Source organism: Salinicola sp. LHM (genome assembly GCF_034479735.1).
In the GTDB taxonomy this organism is placed as follows: domain Bacteria; phylum Pseudomonadota; class Gammaproteobacteria; order Pseudomonadales; family Halomonadaceae; genus Salinicola; species Salinicola salarius.
On the sequence record NZ_CP140261.1, the window covers coordinates 2,010,230 to 2,035,209 of the forward strand.

A 24,980-nucleotide genomic window follows, 5' to 3' on the forward strand; every position below is an offset into this window, starting at 1 on the left:
ATTAGGACCTTACTCGATTCGGCTTTGTATGACTATTTGACCAAAGCCTTTGCGTCTGACTGGAGCGCCCGCACATCGTCGAAACGTTTGCTTATCGTCGGAAAGAGCCCGGTTCGCGAACGCCGCGACGAATAAGGGAGTCCGCGTGGGCCAGCGAGGCGGGCGAGGACCGGGTCGGATAAGCCGATTCAGTCCTGTCAGGCTGACAGATTGTCGCAGAGATGAATTCCACCAGGGTCAGAACGTCGCACTCGACAAGCCTCAAGGCCGGCCGCAAGCCCTCGCCACTGGCGCCTTCCGGCACTATTGCCTAGGTTGTCTAGCGAGCAAAAGGGAAAGGTCGACGCTGGCATGCGACATCGGGACACGGCGGCCGACTGGAGCACTTTCCTTATGATGTAAAGCGATGTTAAGCATCGACGGCTGCAATGGCCGTTCGACGGGCAAACAGAACGAAGAAACACCTTCCGTCGGGGCATGAGGGAACCGCTGCCCTGAACGCTCGTGAGGAGTCAGCCATGGCGTTAGATCCTATCTTGCTTTCACGATTGCAGTTCGCTTTCGTGGTTTCTTTTCACGCGATCTTTCCGGTCTTCACGATCGGTCTCGCTTCCTACGTGGCGGTGTTGCAAGGTCTCTTCGTCGCGACAGGCAACACGGTCTGGGATCGTCTGGGTTTGTTCTGGACCAAGATCTTTGCCGTCGTCTTCGGCATGGGCGTGGTTTCCGGCATCGTTATGGCGTTTCAGTTCGGTACCAACTGGAGCAACTTTTCCCAGTTCGCTTCGAATTTCATCGGCCCGATGCTGAGCTACGAGGTCATCACTGCGTTCTTCCTGGAAGCGGGGTTCCTCGGGGTGCTGCTGTTCGGGCGTCACCGCGTCTCGCCATCGGTGCATTTCTTCGCCGCCTTGATGGTCGCGGTCGGTACCTTCATCTCGGCATTCTGGATTCTGGCGACCAACAGTTGGATGCAGACGCCGCAGGGCTACGAGATTCGCGAGGGCATGGTGCATGTCACCTCCTGGATCGAGGCCATTTTCAATCCTTCCTTCCCGTATCGCTTCACGCACATGGCGATGGCGGCGTTCTTGACCGGCGGTTTCGTGGTCTGCGGCGTCAGTGCCTGGTTCCTGCTGCGGCGCCGTGACGTGGAAGCGCACAAGCGAGCGCTTTCCATGACCATGTGGCTGCTGCTGATTCTGGCCCCGTTGCAGGCTTGGGTCGGTGACGAGCACGGCCTGAACACGCTCGAGCATCAGCCGATGAAGATCGCGGCCATGGAAGGCAACTGGGAAACCCAGTCCAACGTGCCGTTGCTGCTTTTCGCGCTGCCGGATCGCGATCTCCAGGCCAACCGTGCCGAGATCGGCATTCCCAATGGCGCCAGCCTGATTCTGCGTCACGACGCCGACGGCGTGGTGCCGGGGCTCAAGGAGATTCCCGTCGAAGAGCAGCAGCCGGTGTGGATGGTGTTCTACAGCTTCCGCGTGATGGTCGCGCTGGGCATTCTGATGATCGCGTTCGCCATCGCCGGCCTGGTGCTGCGCCGGGGAGGGCGGCTGTATACGTCGCGCTGGTTCCTGCACGGTTTGCAGGGGATGAGCCTGGCGCCGTTCGTGGCAGTGCTGGCCGGCTGGTTCGTGACCGAAATCGGACGCTCGCCGTGGCTGGTCTATGGCGTTCTTTCCTACGCCGACGCCGTCACGCCTTCGCTTTCCGGCGGAATGGTGCTGGCAACGCTGATCGGCTATATCGCAGTCTACGCCGTGATCTTCTGGGCCGGTATCTACTACCTGTTCAAGGTCGTACGCCAGGGGCTGGACGATCTTCGCGGCGATGAAGAAGTCCACGATGCCGATCGCCCCATGCGCCCGATGTCCGCCTCCCATGTGCCGTTCGATGGCACCACAGTGTCTTCCAGGAGTTAAGCCCATGGAAATGTACGATCTGTCGCTGATCTGGGCCATCATCATCGCCTTTGGCGTCATCATGTACGTGCTGATGGACGGTTTCGATCTGGGATTGGGGATCCTGTTCCCGTTCGCTCCGGACGAGGATGCCCGAGACGTGATGATGAATTCCGTCGCGCCGGTGTGGGATGGCAACGAAACCTGGCTGGTGCTGGGTGGCGCCGGGCTCATCGCGGCCTTCCCGCTGGTCTACACCATCTTGCTGCCGGCGCTGTATCTGGGTGTCTTTCTGATGCTGGCGGGCCTGATCTTCCGCGGGGTGGCTTTCGAATTCCGCTTCAAGTCCAAGCGCACGCGCGGCTGGTGGAATGCCGCCTTCGCTGGTGGTTCGTTCGTCGCGGCGTTCGCGCAGGGCTGCGTGGTGGGTGCCTATATCCAGGGTTTCGAGACTGCCGATCGTGTCTACACCGGCGGCGCTTTCGACTGGCTGACACCTTTCTCCATCCTGACCGGTTTCGGGCTGGTGGTCGGCTATACCCTGCTGGGCGCGACCTGGCTGGTACTGAAGTCGGAAGGGCACGTTCGTGAATGGGCGCGTGGTCTGATTCCCAAGCTGCTGATCGGTGTGCTGGCGGTTTTCCTCGTCGTCAGCCTGTGGACCCCGTGGATCGACCCGGGCGTGTTCGACCGCTGGTTCGACCATATTCAGGTGATCTGGCTGCTGCCGTTCGCGGCGCTGCTGTGTGCCGTGGGCATCTACGTTGCGACCCGCCGCCGGCGTGAAGGCCTGGCCTTCCTGCTGACACTGGGCCTGTTCATCTTCACCTATCTGGGGCTGCTGGTCAGTCGCTGGCCTTACGTGATTCCGCCGGACTACACGCTCTGGGACGCCGCCTCGGCGCCGGAATCCCAGTTCTTCATCCTGATTGGCGTGCTGTTCGTGGTGCCGATCGTGCTGACCTACACCGCGTGGTCCTATTGGGTGTTCCGCGGCAAGGTTCGTGTGGGCGAGGGCTACCATTGAGTGCCGCGAGGCGAACCGCAGGTCTATCACGCACGAATGCGTCACGCATGAACGCTTCACGTACGAGCGCTTCACGTGCGAGCGTTTCGAGAGAGTGGTTGAAGCAGCAAGCGGCCGGCGTCCGGCCATGGTATCGAGGCGCCGTCGGCTGCGGTCTGCTGGCGGGCCTCGCCACCCTGATCCAGATGGGCGCACTGGCCTGGGTCGTCGATGATGTCGTGTCGAACCAGGCCACGCTGGACGATGTCGCCATCGGCGTCGCGCTGATCGTGATCGCCATTGCCGCCCGTGCCCTGGCGCAATGGGGGCAGGAAGTCTGCGGTCAGGCTTGCGGCCTGCGGGTCAAGCAGCAGGTAAGGGCGCGCCTGCTGGTGCGCCTACAACAACTGGGGCCGGTGCGCCTGGCTTCCCGCCATAGCGCGGGGCTGGCCAGTCAACTGGTGGATCAGGTCGAGTCGCTGGAAGGCTACTACTCCCGCTTCCTGCCTCAGATGGTGTTGGCAGCGCTGATTCCACTGATCTATCTCGTCGTGGTGTTCTGGCTCAACTGGCTGGCGGCGATCTGGCTGTTGATCGCCGCCCCCTTGATTCCGCTGTTCATGGCGCTGATCGGCATGGGCGCCCAGCGTCTCAACGAAGCGCAGTTCCAGGCGGTCACCCGGCTTTCCGGTCATTTCCTCGATCGGGTACGGGGGATCGCGACCCTTCAGCTCTTCGGGCTCGCCGAGCGCAGCGTCGAAGAGGTCAGCGAGGTTGCCCACGACTATCGCCGGCGCAGCCTCAAGACGCTGCGAGTGGCGTTTCTGTCATCGGCGGTGCTCGAATTCTTCGCTGCCGTGTCGGTGGCCGTCGTGGCCATCTACATCGGTCTCGGTCTGCTGGGCTACATTCAGTACGGGCCGGCCGAGCAGCTCGATCTGTTCAGCGGGCTGTTCATCCTGCTGCTGGCGCCGGAGTTCTTCCAGCCGCTGCGCACGCTCTCTCAGCACTACCACGATCGCGCCTCCGCCCTGGGGGCTGCCGAAGGGCTGGTGGCACTGCTCGAACCGGATGCCGACGATGAAACCGCACCTGCGGAAAGCGCCCGATCCGACGAGACGGCCAGCCGTGAACTCATTTCTGGTGCTGTCGAGCTCGTGAACGTCGAACTGCGCCATGCGGGGCGCGAGCGAATTCTCGGGCCGCTGTCGCTGCGTGTCGATTCGGGCGAAGTGGTAGCGCTGATCGGTCCATCCGGCAGCGGCAAATCCAGTCTGCTGCAGCTGATCGCCGGGTTCATCGCGCCGAGCGCGGGGGAGGTCGAGGTACGCCGCGATCCTGCCATCGCCTGGCTGGATCAGCGTCCGCTGATCATCCAGGGCACGCTGGCCGAAAATCTGCGGCTGGTCGCACCCGATGCCAGTGACGAGGCATTGCGCAGCGCCTTGACGCAGGCCGGGCTGGGCCAGTGGTTGGCATCGGCATCAAGCGGGCTCGAGACGCCGCTGGGCGAACGCGGTGTCGGGCTTTCCGGTGGCGAAGGGCAGCGGCTGGCGCTGGCCCGGGTGTTTCTCTCCCAGGCCAGGCTGGTGCTGCTGGACGAGCCGACGGCGGCGCTGGACCCGGAAACCGAACAGCACGTGATCGCGGGGCTGACGCAACTGGCGGCGAGCGGGCGGACCCTGATCGTCGCCACCCACCATCCAGCGATCATGGCGATGGCCGGTCGGGTCTTCGCGATCGAACAAGGCCGGTTGTCACGGATCGAGCGCTCGGCCGATGCGCGGGAGACGAACTCATGAAAGCACTGCTATCCCTGCGACCCTGGCTCGGCATCCTGGTCGAGCGTCGCGGGCGCTTGCTGCTGGGGGCGCTGCTGATGCTCGCCACGCTGCTCAGCGCATTGGGGCTGCTGTCGCTCTCCGGCTGGTTCATTACCGCCACGGCAATCGCGGCGGTTAGCGCCTCGGGCTATCTGGACGTGTTCACGCCGGGGGGCGGGATTCGATTCTTCGCCGTCTCGCGCACGGTCAGTCGCTATCTGGAGCGGCTCTACAATCACGATACGATATTGCGGCTGCTGGCCGATCTGCGCGGGCGCGTGTTCGCGAGGCTGGTCACCCTGGATGCGCGCACGCTGGCACGGGCACGCGCTTCCCAGTGGCTCAACCGGCTGACGGCGGATATCGACACCCTCGACAACCTCTACCTGCGCCTGCTGGCGCCGCCGCTGGTCGCGCTAATCAGCATCCTGGCGTTCGCGGCCTTCGCGGCGGCGTTTCTGCCCATCGCGGGAATCGTCCTGCTAGCCATTCTGTTGCCGCTGGGGCTGGTTGCCACCGCCGGCTGCGCCTGGTGGGGCTGGCAAGCCAGTCATCGCCGGGTCGATCGTCAGGAGCAATTGCGTGTCCGCGCCATCGAGCAGGTCGAAGGTCTGGCGGAACTGACCAGCTACCGGGCGCTGGATGCCCACCGTGAGCTCTGGCATCGCGAAGAGCGGGCGCTGCTCGACGATCAGCGCCGACTCGGCCAGCGCACGGCCACGGGCAATCTCGTCGTCACCGTGGGAATCCAACTGGCCACGCTGGCCGTGCTGCTGCTGGGGCTCGAGGCCTTTCGTAGCGGCCAGGTGAGCGGCCCGGTCATGGTGATGCTGGCGCTGGGAACGCTCGCGGTGAGCGAGGGGCTGGGCAACCTGCCGATGGCGTTCACGCAACTGGGCGCGACGGTGAGAGCGGCGGAGCGCCTCAACGCTCAGGCCGAACTGAAGACGCCATTGACCGGCGAGCGCTTGACCTCGGGCGGCGCGGCGCCGTCGCTGGACTATCGAAACGTCGAGGTCGCTCACGGGGCGCGAGTCGTGTTCAGCGGCCTGAGTCTTTCCCTCGCCCCCGGCCAGCGTATCGGCATCATCGGCGCCTCGGGGATCGGCAAGTCGACGCTGGCGCAGCTGGCCGTGCGCGCCTTCGACCCGCAGGGTGGGCATGTCGAATTCGATCACCGGGATATTGCCGGGCTCGCACCCGACTCGCTGAGAGCCAGAATCGGCTATCTCACCCAGCGCAGCGAGCTGTTCCACGACACCCTGGCCGCCAACCTGCGAATGGGCGATCCGGACGCCAGCGATGCGCAACTGTGGAATGCGCTCGAGCGCGTCGAGCTCAAGGCCTGGGCGGAGGCGCTGCCGGAAGGGCTGGAAACCTGGGTCGGCGAGCAGGGGCGTCAGCTTTCCGGCGGTCAGGCCCGCCGGGTCGCACTGGCGCGGGTGATGCTGCGCGACTCGCCGCTGGTGGTCCTGGACGAACCCTTGAGCGGCCTGGACGCCGCCACCGCCGCGTCGCTCGCAAAGACACTGGACGCCTGGCTGGCCGGCCGCACGACGCTATTGCTGGGGCACGACGAAGCGGCACTGCCCCGCTGCGATCGCTACTGGCGGCTGGTGCCGGGCCAACATGGCGCACAACTCCTCGGTTAGCAGCGGCTATTCGACGACCGAAACCAGCGTTTTTGCGTTTACAGTAAGAATTCCGGAGCTGGTCTGAGGGGCATAAGTGAACACCAAATCTACTTTTGTATAGATTATGCGTCTACTTATTCCTTGGTCATGCTTAAAAACGTAGACATTTTGCCAATAGTGTCGACGTTATGAATGACGCTATCGTGGTGGCTTCTCACGAACGGCATCGACGGTGCCAGGAGCCAAAGACATGTCCGCCTTCCAATGGGACGACCCTTTTCTGTTCGACCAGCAGCTCAGCGACGAAGAGCGCCAGATTCAGCAACTGGCACGCGACTATTGTCAGGAGCGCCTGCAACCGCGGGTGCTAGAGGCCTTCGAGAAGGATCACTTCGATCGCGAAATCCTGCGCGAGATGGGCGGGTTGGGCCTGCTGGGCGCGACGGTGGCCGAGACCTATGGCGGCGCTGGCGCCAATCACGTCGCCTACGGGCTGATCGCGCGAGAGGTCGAGCGGGTCGACTCCGGCTACCGTTCCGCCATGAGCGTGCAGTCCTCGCTGGTGATGTATCCGATCGAGGCCTACGGCACCGAGGCGCAGAAGCAGCGCTACCTGCCCGAGCTGGCGAGCGGCGAGATGGTGGGCTGCTTCGGCCTGACCGAGCCCAATGCGGGCTCCGACCCCGGCAGCATGCAGACCCGGGCGAAGAAGGTCGAAGGCGGCTACCGTCTCAGCGGCCAGAAGATGTGGATCACCAATAGCCCCATCGCCGATATCGCCGTGGTCTGGGCCAAATCCGATGCCCACGAGGGCAAGATCAAGGGCTTCGTGGTCGAGCGCGGTGCCGAGGGCTTCTCGACGCCGACCATTCAGGCCAAGGCATCGTTGCGGGCCTCGGTGACCGGCGAGATCGTGCTGGATGACGTCTTCGTGCCGGAAGAGGCGCTGTTGCCCGGCGCTTCCGGGCTGGGCGGGCCGTTCGGGTGTCTCAACAAGGCGCGCTACGGCATTAGCTGGGGCACCATGGGCGCGGCGGAATTCTGCTGGCATGCAGCGCGTCAGTACACGCTGGATCGCCAGCAATTCGGGCGGCCGCTGGCGGCGACTCAGCTGGTCCAGCTCAAGCTGGCGGACATGCAGACCGAAATCGCCCTGGGCCTGCAGGCCTGTCTGCGGGTCGGCCGCCTGCTGGACGATGGCCAGGCGACGCCGGAGATGATCTCGCTGATCAAGCGCAATCACTGCGGCAAGGCGCTCGACATCGCCCGCGTCGCGCGGGACATGCACGGCGGCAACGGCATCTCGCTGGAATTTGGCGTGATCCGCCACATGATCAACCTGGAGACGGTCAACACCTACGAGGGCACGCACGATGTCCACGCTCTGATCCTGGGCCGCGCCCAGACCGGCATCCAGGCGTTCGGGTGAGCGCGATGAGCGACGTTACCCAGCCACTGGCCGGGCTCAAGGTGCTGGATCTCTCGCGGGTGCTGGCTGGCCCCTGGTGCACGCAGCAACTCGCGGATCTCGGTGCGGAGGTGGTCAAGGTCGAAAGGCCAGGGCAGGGCGACGATACCCGTGCCTGGGGGCCGCCGTGGCTGGAAGACGCAGAGCCGGAATCGACACCGGGTACGGAGCAGGAGACGAAAGCCTCCGCCTATTTTCTCAGCGCCAATCGCGGCAAGCGCTCGGTTGCCATCGATCTTTCGACGGCCGAGGGGCAGGAGCTGGTACGCCGGCTGGCAACGAAGGCCGACGTGGTGATCGAGAACTTCAAGGTCGGCGGGCTGGCCGCCTACGGGCTCGATTACGCCAGCCTCAAAAGGCTCAAGCCGGAGCTGGTCTACTGCTCGATCACCGGCTTCGGCCAGGACGGGCCCTACGCCGGCCGTGCCGGTTACGACTTCCTGATTCAGGGCATGGGCGGGTTGATGAGCCTGACCGGCGAACCCGACGACCGCGGCGGCGAGCCGATGAAGGTGGGCGTCGCGATCACCGATATCTTCACCGGGCTCTACGCCGCCAATGCCATCCTCGCGGCGCTGCGCCGACGGGACGCCACCGGCGAAGGCGGCTATATCGACATGGCCTTGCTGGACGTTCAGGTCGGCGTGCTCGCCAACCAGGCGCTCAACTACCTGACCAGTGGGCAGACGCCACAGCGCATGGGCAACGCGCATCCCAACATCGTGCCGTATCAGGCCTTTGCCGCATCGGACGGCCATCTCATCGTCACCGTGGGCAACGACACCCAGTTCCGGCATCTCTGCGAGGCGCTGGGGGAGAGCGAATGGGCGGCGGACCCGCGCTTCGCCACCAACGCCCAGCGGGTCGCTCATCGCGAGCTTCTTGTCGCGCGCTTGAGAGAACGCCTGATCGCCAGGCCGAGGGACGAGTGGCTCGCGCTGCTGGAAGCCCACGGCGTGCCTTGCGGCCCCATCAATACGCTCGATCAGGTGTTCGACGACCCGCAGGTGCGCCACCGGGAGATGGTGGTGGAGCGCACCATGAGCGACGGCCACCGTGCGCGGCTGGTCGCCAACCCGATCACGCTGGATGGTCAGCGGATGACCTCACCGCATTCGCCACCGCGACTGGGCGAGCACACCGAGAGCGTGCTGAGCGATTGGCTGGCGCTGGATGCCGAGGCGTTGGCCGATCTACGTCGCACCGGCGCGATTGCCTGATCGGAGAAGGCTCCGGGCCGCTTGAATCCAGAGACGTTTAAACCAGAGACGTTTAAACCCAGCCCTGTTCCTGCAACCGCTCCCGGATGATCGGCACCGGCGTCATCAGGTGCTCCCGCATCAGCACACTGGCGGCGGAGGCGTCGCGAGTCAGGATCGTGTCCAGCAGCGCCTGATGCTCGCGCTGCTTCTCGGCGAGCGCCTGCTCGGAAAAGACGGTCTGGCGCAGCCACAGGTGGCGATAGCGCTGGGCCTGATCGAACAACGCCGCGCGGGACTGCAGCAGCGGCAGGCAGCTGCACCCCGCCACCATGGCATCGTGCAGCGCCTGATGGCGCGCATCCCAGCGTTCGAGCATCTCGTCGGCGTCCTGCACCCGGGTAACCTTGGCCAGGGTATGGGTACGTGCCAGCACTGTCGCTTCCCATTCGTCATCGCCGCGTTCGATGGCGAGCCGAATCAGCAACCCTTCCAGTTCCGCCCGCGCGTCGTAGATCGCTTCCAGCTCGGAAATCGACATCGGCGCCACCCGATAGCCCCGCTGGCTGATGCCGGTGACCAGGCGCTCGCCGATCAGCCGGGTCAGCGCTTCGCGAAGGGGGCCGACACCGGTGTCGTAGCGGGCCTTGAGCCGGCTCATCAGCAGCTTTTCCTGCGGCGCGTAGAGGCCGCGAATGATGTCCGCCTTCAGGCGATGATAGACATCGAGCGCGGTGGGAGAACGGTCGGGAATCGCGGTCATGTCTCGGGCCATGTCGGAATCGATGGGTGTGTCATTCAGCGTATGTCGATATTGAATAAAAATATCGACGCCCGTGTCGAGCCAAAAGGCACTCGACGAGAGACGCATTGTGATGGGCCTGACCGACGACCAGACTGGCAAGGAAGACTTCGACGTTGCCACGGCTAGGCGCATGGTTCGTCGTGAGAGACGCTCGCGTCGTTCTCGATCGGGAGACGTTCGCGGCGAAGCGTCGTTCTCGATCACGAGATAGGCCCGATCAAGGCACGTTCGTGATGAAGTGTTTGCGATAGAACGGAGGTCCGTCATGCCGCTGACCACACCGCACCAGATCGAGCAGCACATCGCCAGGATCATGGCGTTCTATCACCCGCGCTGTATCGACCCTCAGGCGGGGTTCCATCACTACCTCACCGACGATGGGCATCTCTACAACCGTCACCATCGGCATCTCGTCTCCAGCGTTGGCTACGTGATCCTCTATGCCCGCTATGCCATGCAGACGGGCGACCCGGAATACCTGGGTTGGGCGCGGCACGGGCTGAAGTTTCTGGAAGAAAGCCATTACCAGACCCGCACCCAGGGCTATGCCTGGACGCTGGACAACGGCAAACCCGATGACACCACCCAGCACTGCTACGGGCTAGCCTCGGTCATGCTGGCCTACGCCACGGCCCTGAAGGCAGGAATTGCCGAAGCCCGAGCCGGGCTTGACCGCGTGCATGCGTTACAGACCCGGCGTTTTTTCGAGCCCCACCGACAGTTGTACGCTGCCGAAGCGGACGACCAGTGGCAGCTGACCGGCTACCGTGGCCAGAGCGCCAATCTGCGCAGTTGCGAGGCGTTGATCGGCGCCTTCGACGCGACCGGCGATGCGGCCTTTCTGGAGCGGGCGCTGAATATCGCGCGGACGCTGTGGCATAAGCTCGCGCCGATGGGGGATGGCTGGCTCTGGGAGCATTACGACCGCGATTGGCACCCCGATTTCGATTACCACCGCGACCAGCCCGACGACCTGTTTCGCCCCTGGGGCTTCCAGATCGGGCATCAGACCACCTGGGCCAGGCTGATGGTGGTGCTTTCGCGACATTGCCCGAGAGAGACCTGGTTGATCCCCACGGCCAAGCGTCTGTTCATCGAAGCGGTCGAGAAAGGGTGGGATACCCGATACGGCGGGCTGGTCTACGGCGTGGATTTCAACCGCCAGTTTCTCAATCGCGACAAGGTGTACTGGGTGCAGGCCGAAAGCCTCGCCGCCGCCGCGATGCTTGGCGAACTGACGGGCGAAGCCCGCTACTGGCGCTGGTACGACAAGATCGCCAATTACTGCTGGCAGCACATGATCGATCACGAGTACGGCGCCTGGTATCGGATTCTGACGCCGGACAACCGCCGCTATTCCAGAGAGAAGAGCCCGGCCCCCAAGACCGACTGCCAGACTCTCGGCGCCTGTTGCGACATTCTGCCGATCATGCGGCGCCAGCATGGCGAGCGGCAGGCAGCGTCATCGGCCTGAGGTTTCGGAAGCCGTCCCGGTCGACGACGCTTTCGACGCCAGAAGCGCGGCCCGTTCATCGTCGAGCCGATGGCGGATGTTGGTCCATGCCGAAAAGGTGCTGAGGTAGGACTCCCCGGTCAGGTGCTCCAGGAAGTCGCTCTTGCTGAGTCTATCCATGACCGGCCCTTTCACCTCCGCCAGATGCAGCGTGACCTGCGAATCCTTCAGGCGGGCATTGATCGCCTCCAGACTTTCCAGCGCCGAGGCATCGATCAGGTTCACCGCCGAGCAGATCAGCACCAGATGCTTCAGGTTGGCGCGATCGGCCAGCAGGCCGTAGACGGTATCCTCGAGATAGCGGGCGTTGGCGAAGTAGAGGCTTTCGTCGACGCGCAGCAGGGCGATCTCGTCGTCGACTTCCGCCTCGTGGCGCTGGATGTTGCGGAAATGCTCCGTGCCCGGCAGCCGGCCGACTTCCGCCGTGTGCGGCCGGCTGGTGCGATAGAGATAGAGCGCCAGCGACACGCCGACACCGGCCATCACGCCGGCTTCCACGCCCTCGACGAACGTCAGCACGATCGTGATCAGCATCGCGGCGAAGTCGCTGCGGGAATAGTGCCAGGTCCGCTTCAGGCCGGGCAGGTCGACCAGCGTCATCGCCGAAACGATGATGCTGGCTGCCAGAGTCGCGATAGGCAGGTAGGCGATCAGCGAGGTCAGAAACAGGATCACCAACCCGACGCCCAGCGCCGCGAATGCCCCCGCGGCTGGCGTGCGGGCGCCCGAATCGAAGTTGATCACCGTGCGCGACAGGCTACCCGTCACCGGCATGCCGGAGGTGAAGGCCGCCGCGAGGTTGGCGGTGCCAAGGCCCACCAGCTCCTGATCCGGCGAGATGCGCTCGCGCCGGCGCGCCGCCAGCATCTGCGCCAGCGAGACCGACTCGATGAACCCCACCACGCTGATCAGGAACGCAGGCAGCAACAGGTCGCGCAGCAGACCCGGATCGAACGATGGCAGGCTCAGCGGCGGCAGGTGAGCGGGGATGTGGCCGACGACATCCACCCCGAGCGCCGGCAGATCCAGCGACCAGGAAATCAGCGTCGTGATCGCGACCGCCATGACCGGCCCCAGGCGCACGATGAACGTCGCGACGCCGGCACGCAGCCCCATCTTCCGCAACACGGGGCCGGCCCGGCGCATGAGCAGCAGGAACACCAGCGCCGAGGCGCCCAGTATCAGAGTCGGCCAGTGAACGTCGTTCAGGTGGGTCAACAGATGGGCCAACTGATCGATCAGCGTGAAGCCCGAACCGCCGACGCCGATCAGGCTGGCGAACTGGCTGGCGGCAATCAGCACACCGGAAGCCGTGAGCAGGCCGGAAACCACCGGATGACTGAGGAAATTGGCGAAGAAACCGAGCTTCAGCAGGCCCATGACGGCCAGCACCAGACCCGAAAGCATGGCAAGCGTCGTCGCGGCCTGGCTGTAAGCCGCCGTACCGCTGGCGAACAGCGGCGAGAGCGCGGCGGCCGTCATCAGCGAAACGATCGCCATCGGCCCGACGGCCAACGTCCGGCTGGTCCCGAAGATCGAGTAGAGAATCAGTGGCAGCATGCTGGCGTAGAGGCCGGTAATCGCCGGCAGCCCGGCGAGAATGGCATAGGCCAGCGCCTGAGGGATCACCATCAGCGTGACGATGAGGGATGCCACCAGATCCTCGTTGAGGAGGTGGCGGTTGTAATAGGGCGCCCAGCTGATGATCGGAAAATAACGTGCCAGACGAGCACGGAAATGGATCTGCTCTCGGGTGTCGGTTCCCCTCAGTCGGCGCCAAAGGCTCATCGTGCTATGTAACTCCCTTGCATAAGCTTATCGTTCGAAACGATAAATGGTGCGCTTCAAGGCTGGCGCATGCAAGTCGGACGCATCAAGCCGCAGAAGGGGGGCCGGTCGGCCGCGCTCCACGCGCCGTCAGGCGGTCTGGATGGCCCGCGCCCGCTCATAGAGTTTCCTGGCGCTATCGATGGCAAAGCGTTCATGTCGATCCAGTTCCAGCATGGGGCCGGTCAGGCTCCCGTCAGATTCGGCGACATCCCGGATTTCCTGAGCGTAGCGTTGCAGCAGGTGCTCCAGGTTCATGTTGATCATCATGATTTCCAGCTCGAATTCCTGCTGCAGAAGCTGGTAGTGGCTGCGTTCGTCGTCATTGCCAGCCTTTGCAACTCTAACGCGAAGCGTATCGTTCACGAGATTTTGCGTCGTCTTGAGTTTGGGAATCAGATCGTGAACGAGGTCTCGGGCGAATAGCTTGCCGTCAGTGCTCAGTGGGGAGCGGTCTCGCGAAATAGGCATACTTGGAATGGCCGTTTGGGTCAGGGCAGGTCAGGCGCTGCAAGATGAGCGCCGTATGCCAGCGAATATCGGTCTGTTTTGCGGAAACTTGAGCGCTTCTGACGCACCGCACATGAGACGCACCGCGCATGAAACGCTACCCAGGCATCGAGACGCCAGAGCAATGGAAGCCTGGCCGGCGGACGTTTGAAGAAGGGCGTCGCGGTCATGCCGAAGCGTCGACCAACCCTCTTCCCAGATCCCCGGAAAAATGGCCGGAAAACGCCTCGGCAATCCGCAACACCTCCTCCGCCGGAATCTGCCGGATGACGTCACCGGTCTCCTTGTCCACCACCTTGGTGATGACACGGCTGTCGAACTCGCTCAGCTCGAAGCGCAGGCCATACTGCCGCATGACTTCGTTGAGCTCATCGACTCTGTCGGACAACTGGCCGCTGAAGACAGACGCTGAATCGGCAACAGGGGTATCGCCATTCTGTTCGAGCGTCGGCTTCGGCATTCGCTCCGTGTCGTTGAGCAGAATGTCGAGCCGCTGCTGGGATGAGCTGTTCGATGACAGGTTCAGATGGAGTGTCGCCATATCGACGGGGTTAGGCATGACTATCTTCCTCGAAGGATCAAACCAGAATGTCGGAATACCGCGCTGATGCTACGAACGCCATACACGATGGCCCGGCTCCCCCTGATACCGGCTGCTGATTCGAACCACCCGTCGGGAAGCGACTTCGCCATCGTCAATCGCCTGCAAACCAGCACGATTAATACCTTCGAGCGTGCCGATGCAGTTTGCCATCACCCCTCGCGCGCTGGCGCAGAGACGGTGAAGACAAATGATTACTGGAGTTATCGACAGTGAAGAGGAATTCTGAAGTGAGGAAGGAGGCCTAGGCTTTGTCTGAAAACTGCCTGCGCTCGGCCATACGGCGTTAAAAATCGGCTCAAAGTACTCATTTACACCGCGTAAACTCCGTCTTTTCACCGATTTTTGCCTTGTCTGACCTTCGCTCGACGACTTTTCAGACAAAACCTAGAGCATATAAAGAGAATAAAAAGAGTATAGGGCGCCGAATCGGCAGGTGCGTACTGTTTATTGAAATTGATATGATTTAATTAAAATTAAAATTTTCCAGTGCCGAAGTGTCGGATTCGATGAGATCCAATGCCTCATGGGTATAACGCTTTTGAGCCTTCACCGCCCGGGCATAGAGTTCATGCAGCGTGTGGTATTCACCCGGCATTTGCTGGTTCGATCCCGTGGCTTCGAATTTCGTCATCAGCGACTTGGCGTCGTCGACGAGCCGCTGCAGCTCTGCCAACACGAATTCGTAGTCTTCTATTGTCATTGATGCTACCTGGAAACGGCGAGTTTGGGCGCATGAAACCATGCAGAAGCGCCAGCCATTGGCCTGATTAAAGATGCGTTTTATCGTCTGATCGGCAGTCGAGAGCAGAAGGCAAAAGGGCGGCTTGCGCCGGCCTTTGAGCCCTAATTAAACTTCGTCTAATAAATCATTGCAGTAGAGACAGAATGCCTTGCGGAACCTGGTTGGCCTGGGCCAGAACCGAGGTGCCAGCCTGCTGCAGGATCTGCTCACGAGTCATGTTGGAGACTTCTGTCGCATAGTCGGCGTCCATGATCCGCGATTGCGCGGCGGAGGTAGCGATTTGCTGCGTGCCGATGTTCGCGATAGCGCTGTCGAAGCGGTTGATGAGACTGCCGTACTCACTACGGTAACCGTCTATCCTGCCGATGGCCTGATCGAAGATGTCGAGGGCAAGTCCCGCGCCACGGCTGGTCGTCAAATTAACATTATCCAGGCCCAGAGTTTGGCTATCAGCCGGCGTTGGCGCGATGGTGACTTTATCCACCTCTCCACCATAATTAGCGCTCATCACGATATCCGTGGGCGTTCCCAGTGGATGTTCGGGAGGGCCATCCGGCATGCTATCCCAGTCAATTTTCAGGTTATACGAGCCACTTCCCACCACTGCGAGAAAAAGAGGTTCATTGACTTCATCGATGATCACCCTCTCGGTCGTGGTGTTGGCTCCCGACACGGGCAACTGCTCGTTGGTGCCATTATTGATGTTGGCATCGTACCAGTCTCCGTCGCCTGTATAGGTCACCGTCATCCCCGAGACCGTGCGCGTCTCGCCCTGGGTAGCGTCATATGCGGCGGGGTCGTCATACAAGAGGCTACTATCGTACGCGACCTGATCGTTGAACCCATTGCTTTCGTTGAGAAGGTCGTCCTCCAGCTCTTGCTCCGTCGTAATGGAGCGCCCTTGCCAAGTCGCATCGGTGCTGCTGGTATTTCCCTCGACCAACGGTGTACCGACGAGATGCGTACCGTTACGCGTGAAAAGTTGAATATCATCGTCGGCACCAATGGAATCGATCTCAATGGTCAAACCTTTGGTACCCGTGGGAATGAAGCCGATGGGGTCGGTACCCGAGGTGCGACCCGAGTCCCAAGCGCCCTTTGGAACCTGCAAAGCGTTCTTGATGGTTTGTGTATTACCCAACTGAGTGACGGGCTGCCGTTGTTCCGTGGGTGCCAAGGGGTGCTTGCCAAAAATCTCGGTCTCCATGGCAATGCGGTCGACTTCTTCCGAGATCTGCAGGAATTCTTTTTGAATGGCATCGAGATCATTGCCAGATAGCGTGTCATTGGCGGCTTGCACTGCAAGCTGGCGGCCACGTTGCAGTAGATCGTTGATGCCATCCAGCCCACCCTCGGCGGTCTGCATCAGACTGATGCCATCATTGATGCCCTTCGTGACTTGATCGTTCGCCCGCAGATTCGACTCCATCCGGTTGGCAATGGCCTGCCCAGCGGCATCATCTATAGAGCGACAATTACTCTGGCCGGCCGACGACAACTACTGTGACCGGTTGCCCTAAGCTTGACCGCTTGTCCCGACCCACCAGGGAGCCGGTATGGCGGTCACCAGCCAACAGGTCACGCTCTATATGTCGCAACGTCAACAAGGCCAGACCCAGGAGGTCGCCGCCGCCAAGGCCGGCCTCTCCGTCAGAACCGCTCGCCGCCTCGAACGCCGGGCCGAGTCCTCCGAGCCGCCGGCATCACGGCACTGGCGAACCCGGCCCGACCCCTTCGCCGATGTGTGGGAGACCACGCTCGTCCCCCAGCTGGCCGCCGCCCCGGGCTTGCAGGCACTGACCCTGCTGGAGTGGTTGCAGGAGCAGCACCCCGGCCAGTACCCGGACAGCCTGCTGCGAACCCTGCAGCGCCGGGTCAAGGGCTGGCGAGCCGCGCACGGCCCGGAGAAAGAGGTAATGTTCCCGCAAACCCATGGCCCCGGGCTGCGCGGCCTCTCCGACTTCACCGAGCTCAAGGGGATTGTCATTACCGTGGCAGGGGAGCTGCTTGATCACCGGCTCTACCACTTCCGCCTGGCCTACAGCGGCTGGTGTTATGTCCGGGTGGTGCTCGGTGGCGAGAGCTACCCGGCGCTGGCTGAAGGCCTGACCCGTGCGCTGGAGCGGCTTGGCGGTGTCCCCGCGGAGCACCGCACCGACAGCTTGTCGGCGGCCTTCCGCAACCTCGGCCGGGAGGCGGAAGCCGACCTCACCGAGCGTTATGCTGCCCTGTGCGCTCACTACGGCATGACGGCCACCCGTAATAACCCAGGGCGCGGCCATGAAAACGCCAGCATCGAGTCGCCACATGGCCACTTCAAGCGGCGCCTGCAACAGCGCCTGACGCTGCGCGGCTCCCAGGACTTCGCTAGCCTCGATGACTACCAGGCCTTCCTCGATGAGGTGACCACCGCGATCAACCGCCGCAACGCGGCCCGGATCACCGTCGAGCGTGGCGCGCTGCAGCCACTGCCCAGCCGGCCCGGTACCGACTACAGCGAGGTGACGGTGCGCGTCACTACCTCCAGCACCATCCAGGTGCGCAAGGTGCTCTACTCGGTGCCGTCCCGGCTGATCGGCGAGAACCTGCGGGTGCACCTTTACGATGATCGCTTGGTGCTGCATCACGCACAGCAAGCATTGCTGACGCTGAGGCGGCTGCATGCCACGCCGGAAAGCGGCCGGTTGCGGGTCATCGATTACCGCCATGTGATCGGCTGGCTGGTCCGCAAGCCCCGGGCGCTGGCGGGGCTGACGTTCCGCGACGACCTGTTGCCGAGTGCGGAGTGGCGCGAGCTGTACGCCCGGCTGACCGCCGCCTTGCCGGTCGCCGAGGCCTGCAAGCGCATCGTTGGCGCTCTGGCGTTGGCCGCCGAGCAGGACCAGGCCGAGGCGATCGCCAGTTACTGGCTGGGCGCCCTGGCGCGCGGGAAGAGCCCGACGCTGGCCGAGCTCCAGGCCCGCTTCGCCGCCACGCCGAGCGCCACGCTGGTTTTCCCCCAGGTGACTCAGCATGACATCGCCAGCTACAACCATCTGGTGCCCAGCGTGCCGACCACAGAGGTGTGCTGCCATGCCTGATGCCCAGACGCTGCCGCTGCTACTGCGACAGCTCCGCCTGCCCACCATGGCCGCCTGCTGGCCCCAGCTGGAAACCCGCGCCCGAGCCGAAAACTGGAGCCTGCCACAAACACTGGCCGCCCTATGCGAGCACGAGCTGGCCGAGCGTGAGCGACGCCGGCTGGCCCGGCACCTCAAGGAGGCCCGGCTGCCGGTGGGCAAGACGCTGGAGTCCTTCGAGTTCGACGCCATCGCGGCCGAGCAGCGCCAGCAACTGAGCGCCTTGGCCGGCGACACGCAGTGGGTCGACCAGGCTCACAACCTGCTGCTGTTTGGGCCCTCCGGCGTCGGCAAGAGCCACGTGGCGGCCGGGCTCGGGCATACGCTGGTCGACCAGGGTTACCGGGTGCGCTACGCCACCGCCTCAAGCCTGGTCCAGGAGCTCCAGGCTGCCAAGCAGGCACTGCGCCTGAGCGACGCCCTGATCAAGCTCGACAAGTACGCCGTGCTGGTGATCGACGATATCGGCTACGTCCAACGCAGCGAGGCCGAGACGTCAGTGCTGTTCGAGCTGATCGCCCATCGCTACGAGTCGGCCAGCCTGATCATCACCGCCAACCAGCCGTTCAGCGCCTGGGACAGTATCTTCCCCGACAGCATGATGGCCGTGGCCGCCATCGACCGGTTGGTGCACCACGCCACGCTGATGGAGCTGAGCGGGGAGAGCTACCGTAAGCGTGCTTATCAACGACAATTACAAGGAGGAAAAGCTGGGTCGTCGGACTGACGACAACTACCCCACCCAACCGGCCATTTTAATTGTCGCCAAGCGGCCAAAGTAGTTGACGTCGCATAATCATCCTTGGCACCGTTGACGCGCAGGCCAGAAGCCAGACGCTCTAGCGAGGTAGAAAGCCCATTCGAAGCCCGCCCCTGATTCTGCTGGGCCCTGAGGGAAAGAAGATTGGTATTGATGACCGACATGTCGAGCGCTGGCTCCGGGAGAAATAGGGAGGCATTCTGATATCATCGGCTGCATGACGGCATTCTTTAGCGTGATTTACGAGAAGGGGGAACGGCTAACCCTGGGTTCGCCTGTAACCCAGCCCCAGCGATTGGTCGAACGACGGTAGTTCGTCCAGGGCCGGGGTTGCGAACCGACTTTATGCATGGTCGGCTGGAAACGTGCTGGAGGAGTATTGACGCGTCAATGGTATCTTTGGAATACATCTAGCGGCACCGGCTCGAGCCGCTGGGCCAGGTCCAGGCACTACGAGCGATGATCCGGCATTACAGCAAAGCATGATCTCGTCAGGCTCTCTGCTATATGACACCGTGATTAAAATCGGTATCTGCCGCACAGGGTAAAACCAAGCGGCTGCAAAAAGAACGAGCAGCGGGCATCGGCGGTTTGACCAATGATACCAACGTGCGGTAGCTGGGCTAGCAGGCGAGCTGAATAAATCGGGAGTGTTATGAATTCGCTACTCAGCGCTATCTGCCGGCCAGCGGTTACCTGAGTTCTTTTGAAATTTTAGCGATATGCTCTATAGCTCGGTCCAGAGTTTGCAGTTTCTCTTCTGTGATTTTGCTTATTACCGTTTTTATCTCTGTTGTAGAAACGGCTTCCGTCCTTGGCAAATAAACCACTTCGGTTATATCCGAAAGCTCATCAAATTTCCCTGCCCAATCATCGCCCATCGCTAGAATTTGCGCGTTATGCTGACGAATATCTCGCCGCTTTTGTTCCCAGTCCTCCTCGGCAAAAACATCGTCAACCAGACGTAACGCCATGAGAATTTCTCGGCGAGCATCATAACTGAAAATGGCATTTTTACCCTTTTTAGCATTAAACGCATCTGTGGATAATCCGACGATTAACTTGTCACCTAAACTACGGGCACGTTTGAGAAGCCGGATATGCCCCACGTGAAGCAAGTCGAAGGTGCCATAGGTTATAACGGTTTTCATAATCTATATTTATCCGTTGAATAGCTGTGTATTTTCAAGCAGCCCCAATTTTCTTGAGTTTAAGCCATTCGAGAGTTACTTTTTCCAGTATGGGAGAGGCGGTCAAGATATCAATGCCTGGTTTCTCCCTGTTTTTAAATATCTCTTTGCTTTCTGATTCCTGAATGCCAGTGAGAGATGAAAACTCTCGAATATATTTCGAATCGAATATATCCATAAGTCCAGAGGGAAGCTTTTCAGAAAAAGCATTTTCATGGGCGCATAACCCAAAATTGCTAAGCAAACTAGCGCTATCGGGCAAGTCGTTTATTCTAAGGCCGTACTGATTTAGTATTCTAATTATTTCCACATCAATACAAGACAGCCCTTCATTGGCCCTAGGTGGTAATTTTAGGCTATGGTAATCGACATCGAGTTGACTAAAAGTGAACTCGTTAACATCGCTGATTTTGTCGAAGTTTAAAAAACCTACATTGCCTTGAAGCGCTTTAGTGATATTTTTGCAAATGGTGAGGTAGTCAAAAAAAAACTTCTGGGCAATAATATATTCTGAGAAATTTTGGGAGGCGCCATGGCGTCGAACCCATTCACGGTAATGCCTAACCATGTAGTCATGTATATTACGGATAAAAACCATTCCGCGTATTTCTGTGAAACCAACTTTTTTAAGGTGTTCCACCATTGAATTTAAGCTATAAGCAGTCCTTGGATTGGACCAAGGCTCTGCAGATATGAATAGTGTGCTACAGTTCGCTTTGTCAATTTCCTTGCCGAGCTGTTTTAGTAACTGTGAATAATTACTACTACCATACTCGTAAGCAAACCTAGAATGGCGAAAGCCTATTTCCCCATTGTCTTTCTCTGCTCTGAGGTCTATCCCTGTGCTGGGATAGATTATGTTGCTCTTGCGCAAAGCGCCTCGATTGTAATAGGCGGTGTTTTGAATGGTTGTGGAACCGGTTTTAAATGTGCCACAATGTAGTATCGCTTTCATTTTTCAGCCTAGCATTATTGCTTTGATTTTTGACGTCTAATCAAAGTTTAAATTTTTGGCGGCGGCCTCATCAAATGCGGCGCCAAAGTTTTCGTCTAATACGTTGAATGCGGTCTCAGAGCTTTTGCCACTGTAGTTATTCCTGGACTCATGACTCGCATGCATCTCTCCTGGCAAAGCAGCTTCTATATGGGCTTTAACCCGTTTTACCAACTCGTCATTTGGTAAGTGGTTTAAAGTGTGCTCGGCCGTGGCTAGAGCTTTCTTCAAGTTACCTTTTTCCCAATGAGAAAAAATGCGTGAAAAGGCATAGCATTGCGTTAGCAAGGAAAAGCCACATAAATTCTTGGCGGCAATAACCGTATCAAAATAAGGGTCGGATATTGTCCATTCACCATAGATCGTCTCGAGCCAGGTCTCCGGCTCTTTCAAAGACCAAATAGGCTGGCCGGTGGGGGAGGCGTCTTTTTGTAGGTTGATCTCAACATACTTTGTATTGCGGCTCCATTCATAAGGGATGTTATCCATCCAGAAGCCGGTGAATGTCTCGTTGGTTTGTGGGTCGACCACGAATCCGGAGAGATCTAGCGTAACCTCCTTGACTGGGTGAATGAACGCCCGAGGATTGGTTATATGCGCCATTTTTAGATCAATCCAGCCGTTACTTTCCAGGCACTGGCAGGCTTTTTCCATTTCGCTGTGAGGAATGCCGAAGTCGATGTCCTTGTCGAAAGGCAAAAGACCGCCTTCCCGTACCAGCCCCAACAGGGTGCCGTACGAGGCGAAGGCATGGATGCCTGATTTTGCGAGCAGGGTCAGGGTATCCCACATCAGTTCTTCGGTTGCCGGCTTGTCGAAGTCCTGTTTTTTCTCGGGAGGGTTATCATTGTTGGTCGGGTATCCAAGCCTCAATTCGAGTGCACGTCGAAAGTGCTCGATGGCTTCAGGCAACTTTCCCTGTTTTTGCATGGCCGCACCATAAACGAGGTGTACCGGAGGGTTATTCGGGGCTTGCTCCAGGGCGTGTTCTAAAAGAGGAAGAGCCTTTTCCAGATTGTTATGCTTGCTATGCGTTTGCCCCAGTTCGATAAGGGCAGGTATGAAATTAGGCGCGATTTCCAGCGCTTTTTCGAGATGGGTGATGCCTTCACGGATTTGCCGTCTCTCTACCTGTAGCTTTCCTAGCTCAAAATAAAGAGTTGCGTCTTTAGGCGCCAGGCCGGCAGCTTGCTTGTAAACCTGAATGGCGGCATCTGGTTGACTGTCACGCGCCAATACACGCGCGCGTTGTTTATAGGCTTCGATCGCGTTCTGATGCTTGGACCGGGGCGGTGTCGGGCGTGATGACTTTCTCTTGCTCATGTGCATTGATTCCTGAATGACGAATGCGTTGAGTTATCTAAAGGCTCTGGATTACCAGGGTACGGGGCTATAAGCCGCTGTCAGAGTGAAAGTATCTTCTTCCTCGTGATAACGGCTGATGTAACCGCGTGAGATTAGATAGTCTCTTGCTCTTTTTGGATCATTCTGGTTTAGCACTTGGTATGAAAAGTCATGAATATCGAAAATGGTGTCCAGCAGGAATGCCAGCTTTTCCAGGCGCTCTGCGGGTAATGTCGCTATAAGGTCATTGTCCGGTATGAACAGGGCATCGACACACGTCATTTGGGTGGCTTGCTGTCTTTCGAGCTCGATGTCCGTTGGCAAATGGCTTTGATAATTTACATTATTGAGCCGATAGAAGCGAAAGCCGTGGCGGGTCATCCACTGGTTGACGCGTGCAAAATCCGGCTGTTTCTGATGTGTGGGTGAAAAGGGCAGGCGTACCTGAAAGAGCAGCGCATCTTTCAGTGCGGTTTCACCATGTTTCAGAATGGTCAGGCTATCGTTGAGATCATCCAGCAATAGCCAGTCAATACTGTTTAGCCCTTCGATAGCATCGAGCGCAATACTGTTGACAGGAATGCTGGATAGCAGGCGTGCCCCCAGCCTTGACGCTTGCGGCAAGCGCTCAGGCGGTAACGGCTCCAGCGTGCCGCTCAGCTCGGCATCCAGGCAGGCGAACAATGTTGCTGGCTCGCCATTGCCTAGCGTCACATGCGGAAAGAGCTGGAACTCATCGAGGTCTGTTAGCCCTTCCTGGTCGTGGAGGCGGCTAGCCGGATCGAAGGCGATGATGCTGAAGGCATTGAGAGCCATCAGGTCCAGGAAATCATCCTGCTGGGGAAGCCGGGCGCCATTGTCGAGCACCGTGATCCGGCCATTGAGGCGCCAATTGAATGACGTCTCTGTAGTGGTGACAGATAGCCCGGTCATGGGGTGTCGCTCCATCTGGTAAGCTTTCTATTGGCTTGACGAAATAGGCCTGTATGACGCAGTGAAGCCGCTATTCGTATGTTTTCCGGCAACGCCTGTAACGTCAGTTCTTTGGCTTGTAGGGTAGGGCTTTTTCCATGCCCTGGATGCCAAAAAAAGGCCCCCAATCGGGGGCCTTTTCTGTCAACTGCCAAAGAGGGATCGCCTCTTTGGTTGCTGGCTTGATTAGCCGAGCAGAGACAGTACTGACTGCGGCACCTGGTTGGCCTGGGCCAGGACGGAAGTACCGGCCTGCTGCAGGATCTGGGCGCGAGTCATGTTGGAGACTTCGACGGCGTAGTCGGCGTCTTCGATACGTGAACGAGCGGCAGACAGGTTAGTGGTGGAAGTGCTCAGGTTGGTAATGGCAGAATCGAAACGGTTCTGGATGGCACCCAGGTCCGAACGCAGATCATCTACCTTGCTCAAAGCCTTATCCAATGCGGCAAGCGGGTCATCGGTGGGAAGCTGCGTAGCAAGCTTCCCACCACGAGTTACGCTACCGTCGTCAGCAATAACAGCCTCGTAGTAGACCGGGCCGCTGCTACCGGAAGAATCCTTGATGACGTATTCGGGCGCACCTTCTTCAGTACCGCTGTAGGCAAAGACATTACCGGCGTCTACATCCGCACCTGAAAGAGATGTTGAAGTTGTAGAGCCACTGTATGTTGCTGTGGACGTCGAGGTGAGGCCAGCGCTAGTGACAGAGCTCTGAAGGGCGCCCAGGCTCACTACGCCAGCGGAAGAAACGTTGACCGCGTAGTAGCCGTCAGCCGAGCCGCCAGCGGCACTGGCATCGCCAGTATACTGGACATAATAATTGCCGGAGCCATCAGTGTAGAAACTACCAAAGCTACCCGCAGAAGTTGTATCTGCACTGGGCTTAGTGAACCCACTGGCCACAGAAGAGGTAAGAGCAACCGAGCTCGAACCGGTGGCCGTGGTGGTAATGGCTGAAGCCGCTACGGCGCTCGTATTGATGCCCTTGGCAACACTGAAAGTACCCAGTTCCAAAGAAGTCGAGTCCATTTTCTTCAGATTGATAGAGATGACCTGGTTGTCATCTGCACCGACCTGGATATCGATCGTGGTTTTGGAGCCGTCCAGTACTTTGGTGCCGTTGAAATCGGTCTGCTCGGAAATACGGTCGATTTCACCGAGACGCTGGCTGATTTCGTTCTGGATCGACTCAAGATCAGACGCGGAGTTGGTACCGTTCTGCGCTTGAACCGTCAATTCACGGACGCGCTGCAGGTTATCGTTGATCTGGTTCAGCGCGCCTTCGGCAGTCTGGGCGACGGAGATACCGTCGTTGGCGTTACGCTGTGCCTGAGTCAGGCCGGTGATCTGGCTGGTCATGCGGTTGGCGATGGCCTGGCCGGCGGCGTCGTCCTTGGCGCTGTTGATGCGCGAACCGGAAGAAAGACGCTCCATCGCTGTCTGCAGGGAAGACTGCGACTTGTTCAGGTTCTGCTGACCAATCAGCGAGGTGATGTTGGTATTGATAACTGCCATTGTCGTATTCCTTTCTCACATGAGAGGGCAATTTGGGCCTGATCC

Annotated in this window: 21 protein-coding genes; 10 read left to right on the top strand and 11 right to left on the bottom strand. The window is 60.0% G+C overall.

Annotated elements, in window-relative coordinates; genetic code table 11:
• Positions 1 to 518: 518 nt before the first annotated feature.
• From R5R73_RS09300 to R5R73_RS09325, 6 genes are all read left to right on the top strand, one after another.
• On the top strand, positions 519 to 1,931 hold the full coding sequence (locus R5R73_RS09300) for a cytochrome ubiquinol oxidase subunit I (protein ID WP_322529488.1): 1,413 nt from the start codon (positions 519 to 521) through the stop codon (positions 1,929 to 1,931).
• A gap of 4 nt (positions 1,932 to 1,935) precedes the next feature.
• Positions 1,936 to 2,937: a cytochrome d ubiquinol oxidase subunit II gene (gene cydB / locus R5R73_RS09305; protein ID WP_322529489.1), complete on the top strand. Its 1,002-nt coding sequence runs from the start codon at positions 1,936 to 1,938 to the stop codon at positions 2,935 to 2,937.
• A 47-nt stretch (positions 2,938 to 2,984) separates the two neighbouring features.
• Positions 2,985 to 4,718 (top strand): thiol reductant ABC exporter subunit CydD, encoded by a 1,734-nt coding sequence (cydD, locus tag R5R73_RS09310; RefSeq protein ID WP_322529490.1) that lies wholly within the window; start codon positions 2,985 to 2,987, stop codon positions 4,716 to 4,718.
• Entirely contained in the window at positions 4,715 to 6,391 is a 1,677-nt protein-coding gene (gene cydC, locus R5R73_RS09315) for a thiol reductant ABC exporter subunit CydC (RefSeq protein ID WP_322529491.1), read from the top strand. The genes cydD and cydC overlap by 4 nt, the downstream gene beginning before the upstream one ends.
• Before the next feature lie 232 nt (positions 6,392 to 6,623).
• Positions 6,624 to 7,802: an acyl-CoA dehydrogenase gene (locus R5R73_RS09320; protein ID WP_322529492.1), complete on the top strand. Its 1,179-nt coding sequence runs from the start codon at positions 6,624 to 6,626 to the stop codon at positions 7,800 to 7,802.
• Between the two features lie 5 nt (positions 7,803 to 7,807).
• On the top strand, positions 7,808 to 9,061 hold the full coding sequence (locus tag R5R73_RS09325) for a CaiB/BaiF CoA-transferase family protein (RefSeq protein ID WP_322529493.1): 1,254 nt from the start codon (positions 7,808 to 7,810) through the stop codon (positions 9,059 to 9,061).
• Positions 9,062 to 9,113: 52 nt separating this feature from the next.
• Here R5R73_RS09325 and csiR read toward each other — a convergent pair whose 3' ends face one another.
• Positions 9,114 to 9,815 carry a DNA-binding transcriptional regulator CsiR gene (csiR, locus tag R5R73_RS09330; RefSeq protein ID WP_322529494.1) on the bottom strand — a complete coding sequence of 234 codons (702 nt, stop codon included), beginning with the start codon at positions 9,813 to 9,815 and terminating at the stop codon, positions 9,114 to 9,116.
• A gap of 295 nt (positions 9,816 to 10,110) precedes the next feature.
• Between csiR and R5R73_RS09335 the strand changes: the two genes are divergently transcribed.
• Positions 10,111 to 11,319 (top strand): AGE family epimerase/isomerase, encoded by a 1,209-nt coding sequence (locus R5R73_RS09335; protein WP_322529495.1) that lies wholly within the window; start codon positions 10,111 to 10,113, stop codon positions 11,317 to 11,319.
• On the opposite strand, the gene R5R73_RS09340 is transcribed toward R5R73_RS09335, so the two are convergent.
• Positions 11,308 to 13,146 carry a SulP family inorganic anion transporter gene (locus tag R5R73_RS09340; protein ID WP_322529496.1) on the bottom strand — a complete coding sequence of 613 codons (1,839 nt, stop codon included), beginning with the start codon at positions 13,144 to 13,146 and terminating at the stop codon, positions 11,308 to 11,310. The two genes, R5R73_RS09335 and R5R73_RS09340, sit on opposite strands and share 12 nt — an antisense overlap.
• Positions 13,147 to 13,215: 69 nt before the next feature.
• Here R5R73_RS09340 and R5R73_RS09345 point away from each other — a divergent pair, with 69 nt between their 5' ends.
• Complete coding sequence (locus R5R73_RS09345) at positions 13,216 to 13,611, top strand: hypothetical protein (protein ID WP_322529497.1); 396 nt, start codon at positions 13,216 to 13,218, stop codon at positions 13,609 to 13,611.
• A gap of 250 nt (positions 13,612 to 13,861) precedes the next feature.
• Here the strand turns inward: R5R73_RS09345 and R5R73_RS09350 are convergent, their stop codons facing one another.
• The 3 genes from R5R73_RS09350 to R5R73_RS09360 all read right to left on the bottom strand — a co-directional run bounded on the left by R5R73_RS09350 (position 13,862) and on the right by R5R73_RS09360 (position 16,539).
• Positions 13,862 to 14,254, bottom strand: a complete 393-nt coding sequence (locus R5R73_RS09350; protein ID WP_322529498.1) for a flagellar protein FlaG — start codon at positions 14,252 to 14,254, stop codon at positions 13,862 to 13,864.
• Between the two features lie 508 nt (positions 14,255 to 14,762).
• A complete protein-coding gene (locus R5R73_RS09355; protein ID WP_322529499.1) occupies positions 14,763 to 14,999 on the bottom strand; it encodes a hypothetical protein in 237 nt (78 codons plus the stop codon).
• A 166-nt stretch (positions 15,000 to 15,165) separates the two neighbouring features.
• Positions 15,166 to 16,539 (bottom strand): flagellin, encoded by a 1,374-nt coding sequence (locus R5R73_RS09360; protein WP_322529500.1) that lies wholly within the window; start codon positions 16,537 to 16,539, stop codon positions 15,166 to 15,168.
• A 58-nt stretch (positions 16,540 to 16,597) separates the two neighbouring features.
• On the opposite strand from R5R73_RS09360, the gene istA reads away from it, so the two are divergent.
• Both istA and istB read left to right on the top strand, forming a co-directional pair.
• Positions 16,598 to 18,121: an IS21 family transposase gene (gene istA / locus R5R73_RS09365; RefSeq protein ID WP_416221188.1), complete on the top strand. Its 1,524-nt coding sequence runs from the start codon at positions 16,598 to 16,600 to the stop codon at positions 18,119 to 18,121.
• Entirely contained in the window at positions 18,114 to 18,887 is a 774-nt protein-coding gene (gene istB / locus R5R73_RS09370) for an IS21-like element helper ATPase IstB (protein WP_322527534.1), read from the top strand. Before istA ends, istB begins: the two co-directional genes overlap by 8 nt.
• On the opposite strand, the gene R5R73_RS09375 is transcribed toward istB, so the two are convergent.
• The 6 genes from R5R73_RS09375 to R5R73_RS09400 form a co-directional block, all read right to left on the bottom strand.
• Positions 18,845 to 19,084, bottom strand: a complete 240-nt coding sequence (locus tag R5R73_RS09375; protein ID WP_322529501.1) for a hypothetical protein — start codon at positions 19,082 to 19,084, stop codon at positions 18,845 to 18,847. The two genes, istB and R5R73_RS09375, sit on opposite strands and share 43 nt — an antisense overlap.
• A 528-nt stretch (positions 19,085 to 19,612) precedes the next feature.
• On the bottom strand, positions 19,613 to 20,071 hold the full coding sequence (gene tagD / locus R5R73_RS09380; RefSeq protein WP_322529502.1) for a glycerol-3-phosphate cytidylyltransferase: 459 nt from the start codon (positions 20,069 to 20,071) through the stop codon (positions 19,613 to 19,615).
• 34 nt (positions 20,072 to 20,105) lie between these two features.
• A complete protein-coding gene (locus R5R73_RS09385) occupies positions 20,106 to 21,065 on the bottom strand; it encodes a hypothetical protein (RefSeq protein ID WP_322529503.1) in 960 nt (319 codons plus the stop codon).
• Positions 21,066 to 21,101: 36 nt separating this feature from the next.
• Positions 21,102 to 22,427 (bottom strand): tetratricopeptide repeat protein, encoded by a 1,326-nt coding sequence (locus R5R73_RS09390; protein WP_322529504.1) that lies wholly within the window; start codon positions 22,425 to 22,427, stop codon positions 21,102 to 21,104.
• A 51-nt stretch (positions 22,428 to 22,478) separates the two neighbouring features.
• Positions 22,479 to 23,381: a hypothetical protein gene (locus tag R5R73_RS09395; protein ID WP_322529505.1), complete on the bottom strand. Its 903-nt coding sequence runs from the start codon at positions 23,379 to 23,381 to the stop codon at positions 22,479 to 22,481.
• Between the two features lie 225 nt (positions 23,382 to 23,606).
• On the bottom strand, positions 23,607 to 24,935 hold the full coding sequence (locus tag R5R73_RS09400) for a FliC/FljB family flagellin (protein ID WP_322529506.1): 1,329 nt from the start codon (positions 24,933 to 24,935) through the stop codon (positions 23,607 to 23,609).
• Between the last annotated feature and the right edge of the window lie 45 nt (positions 24,936 to 24,980).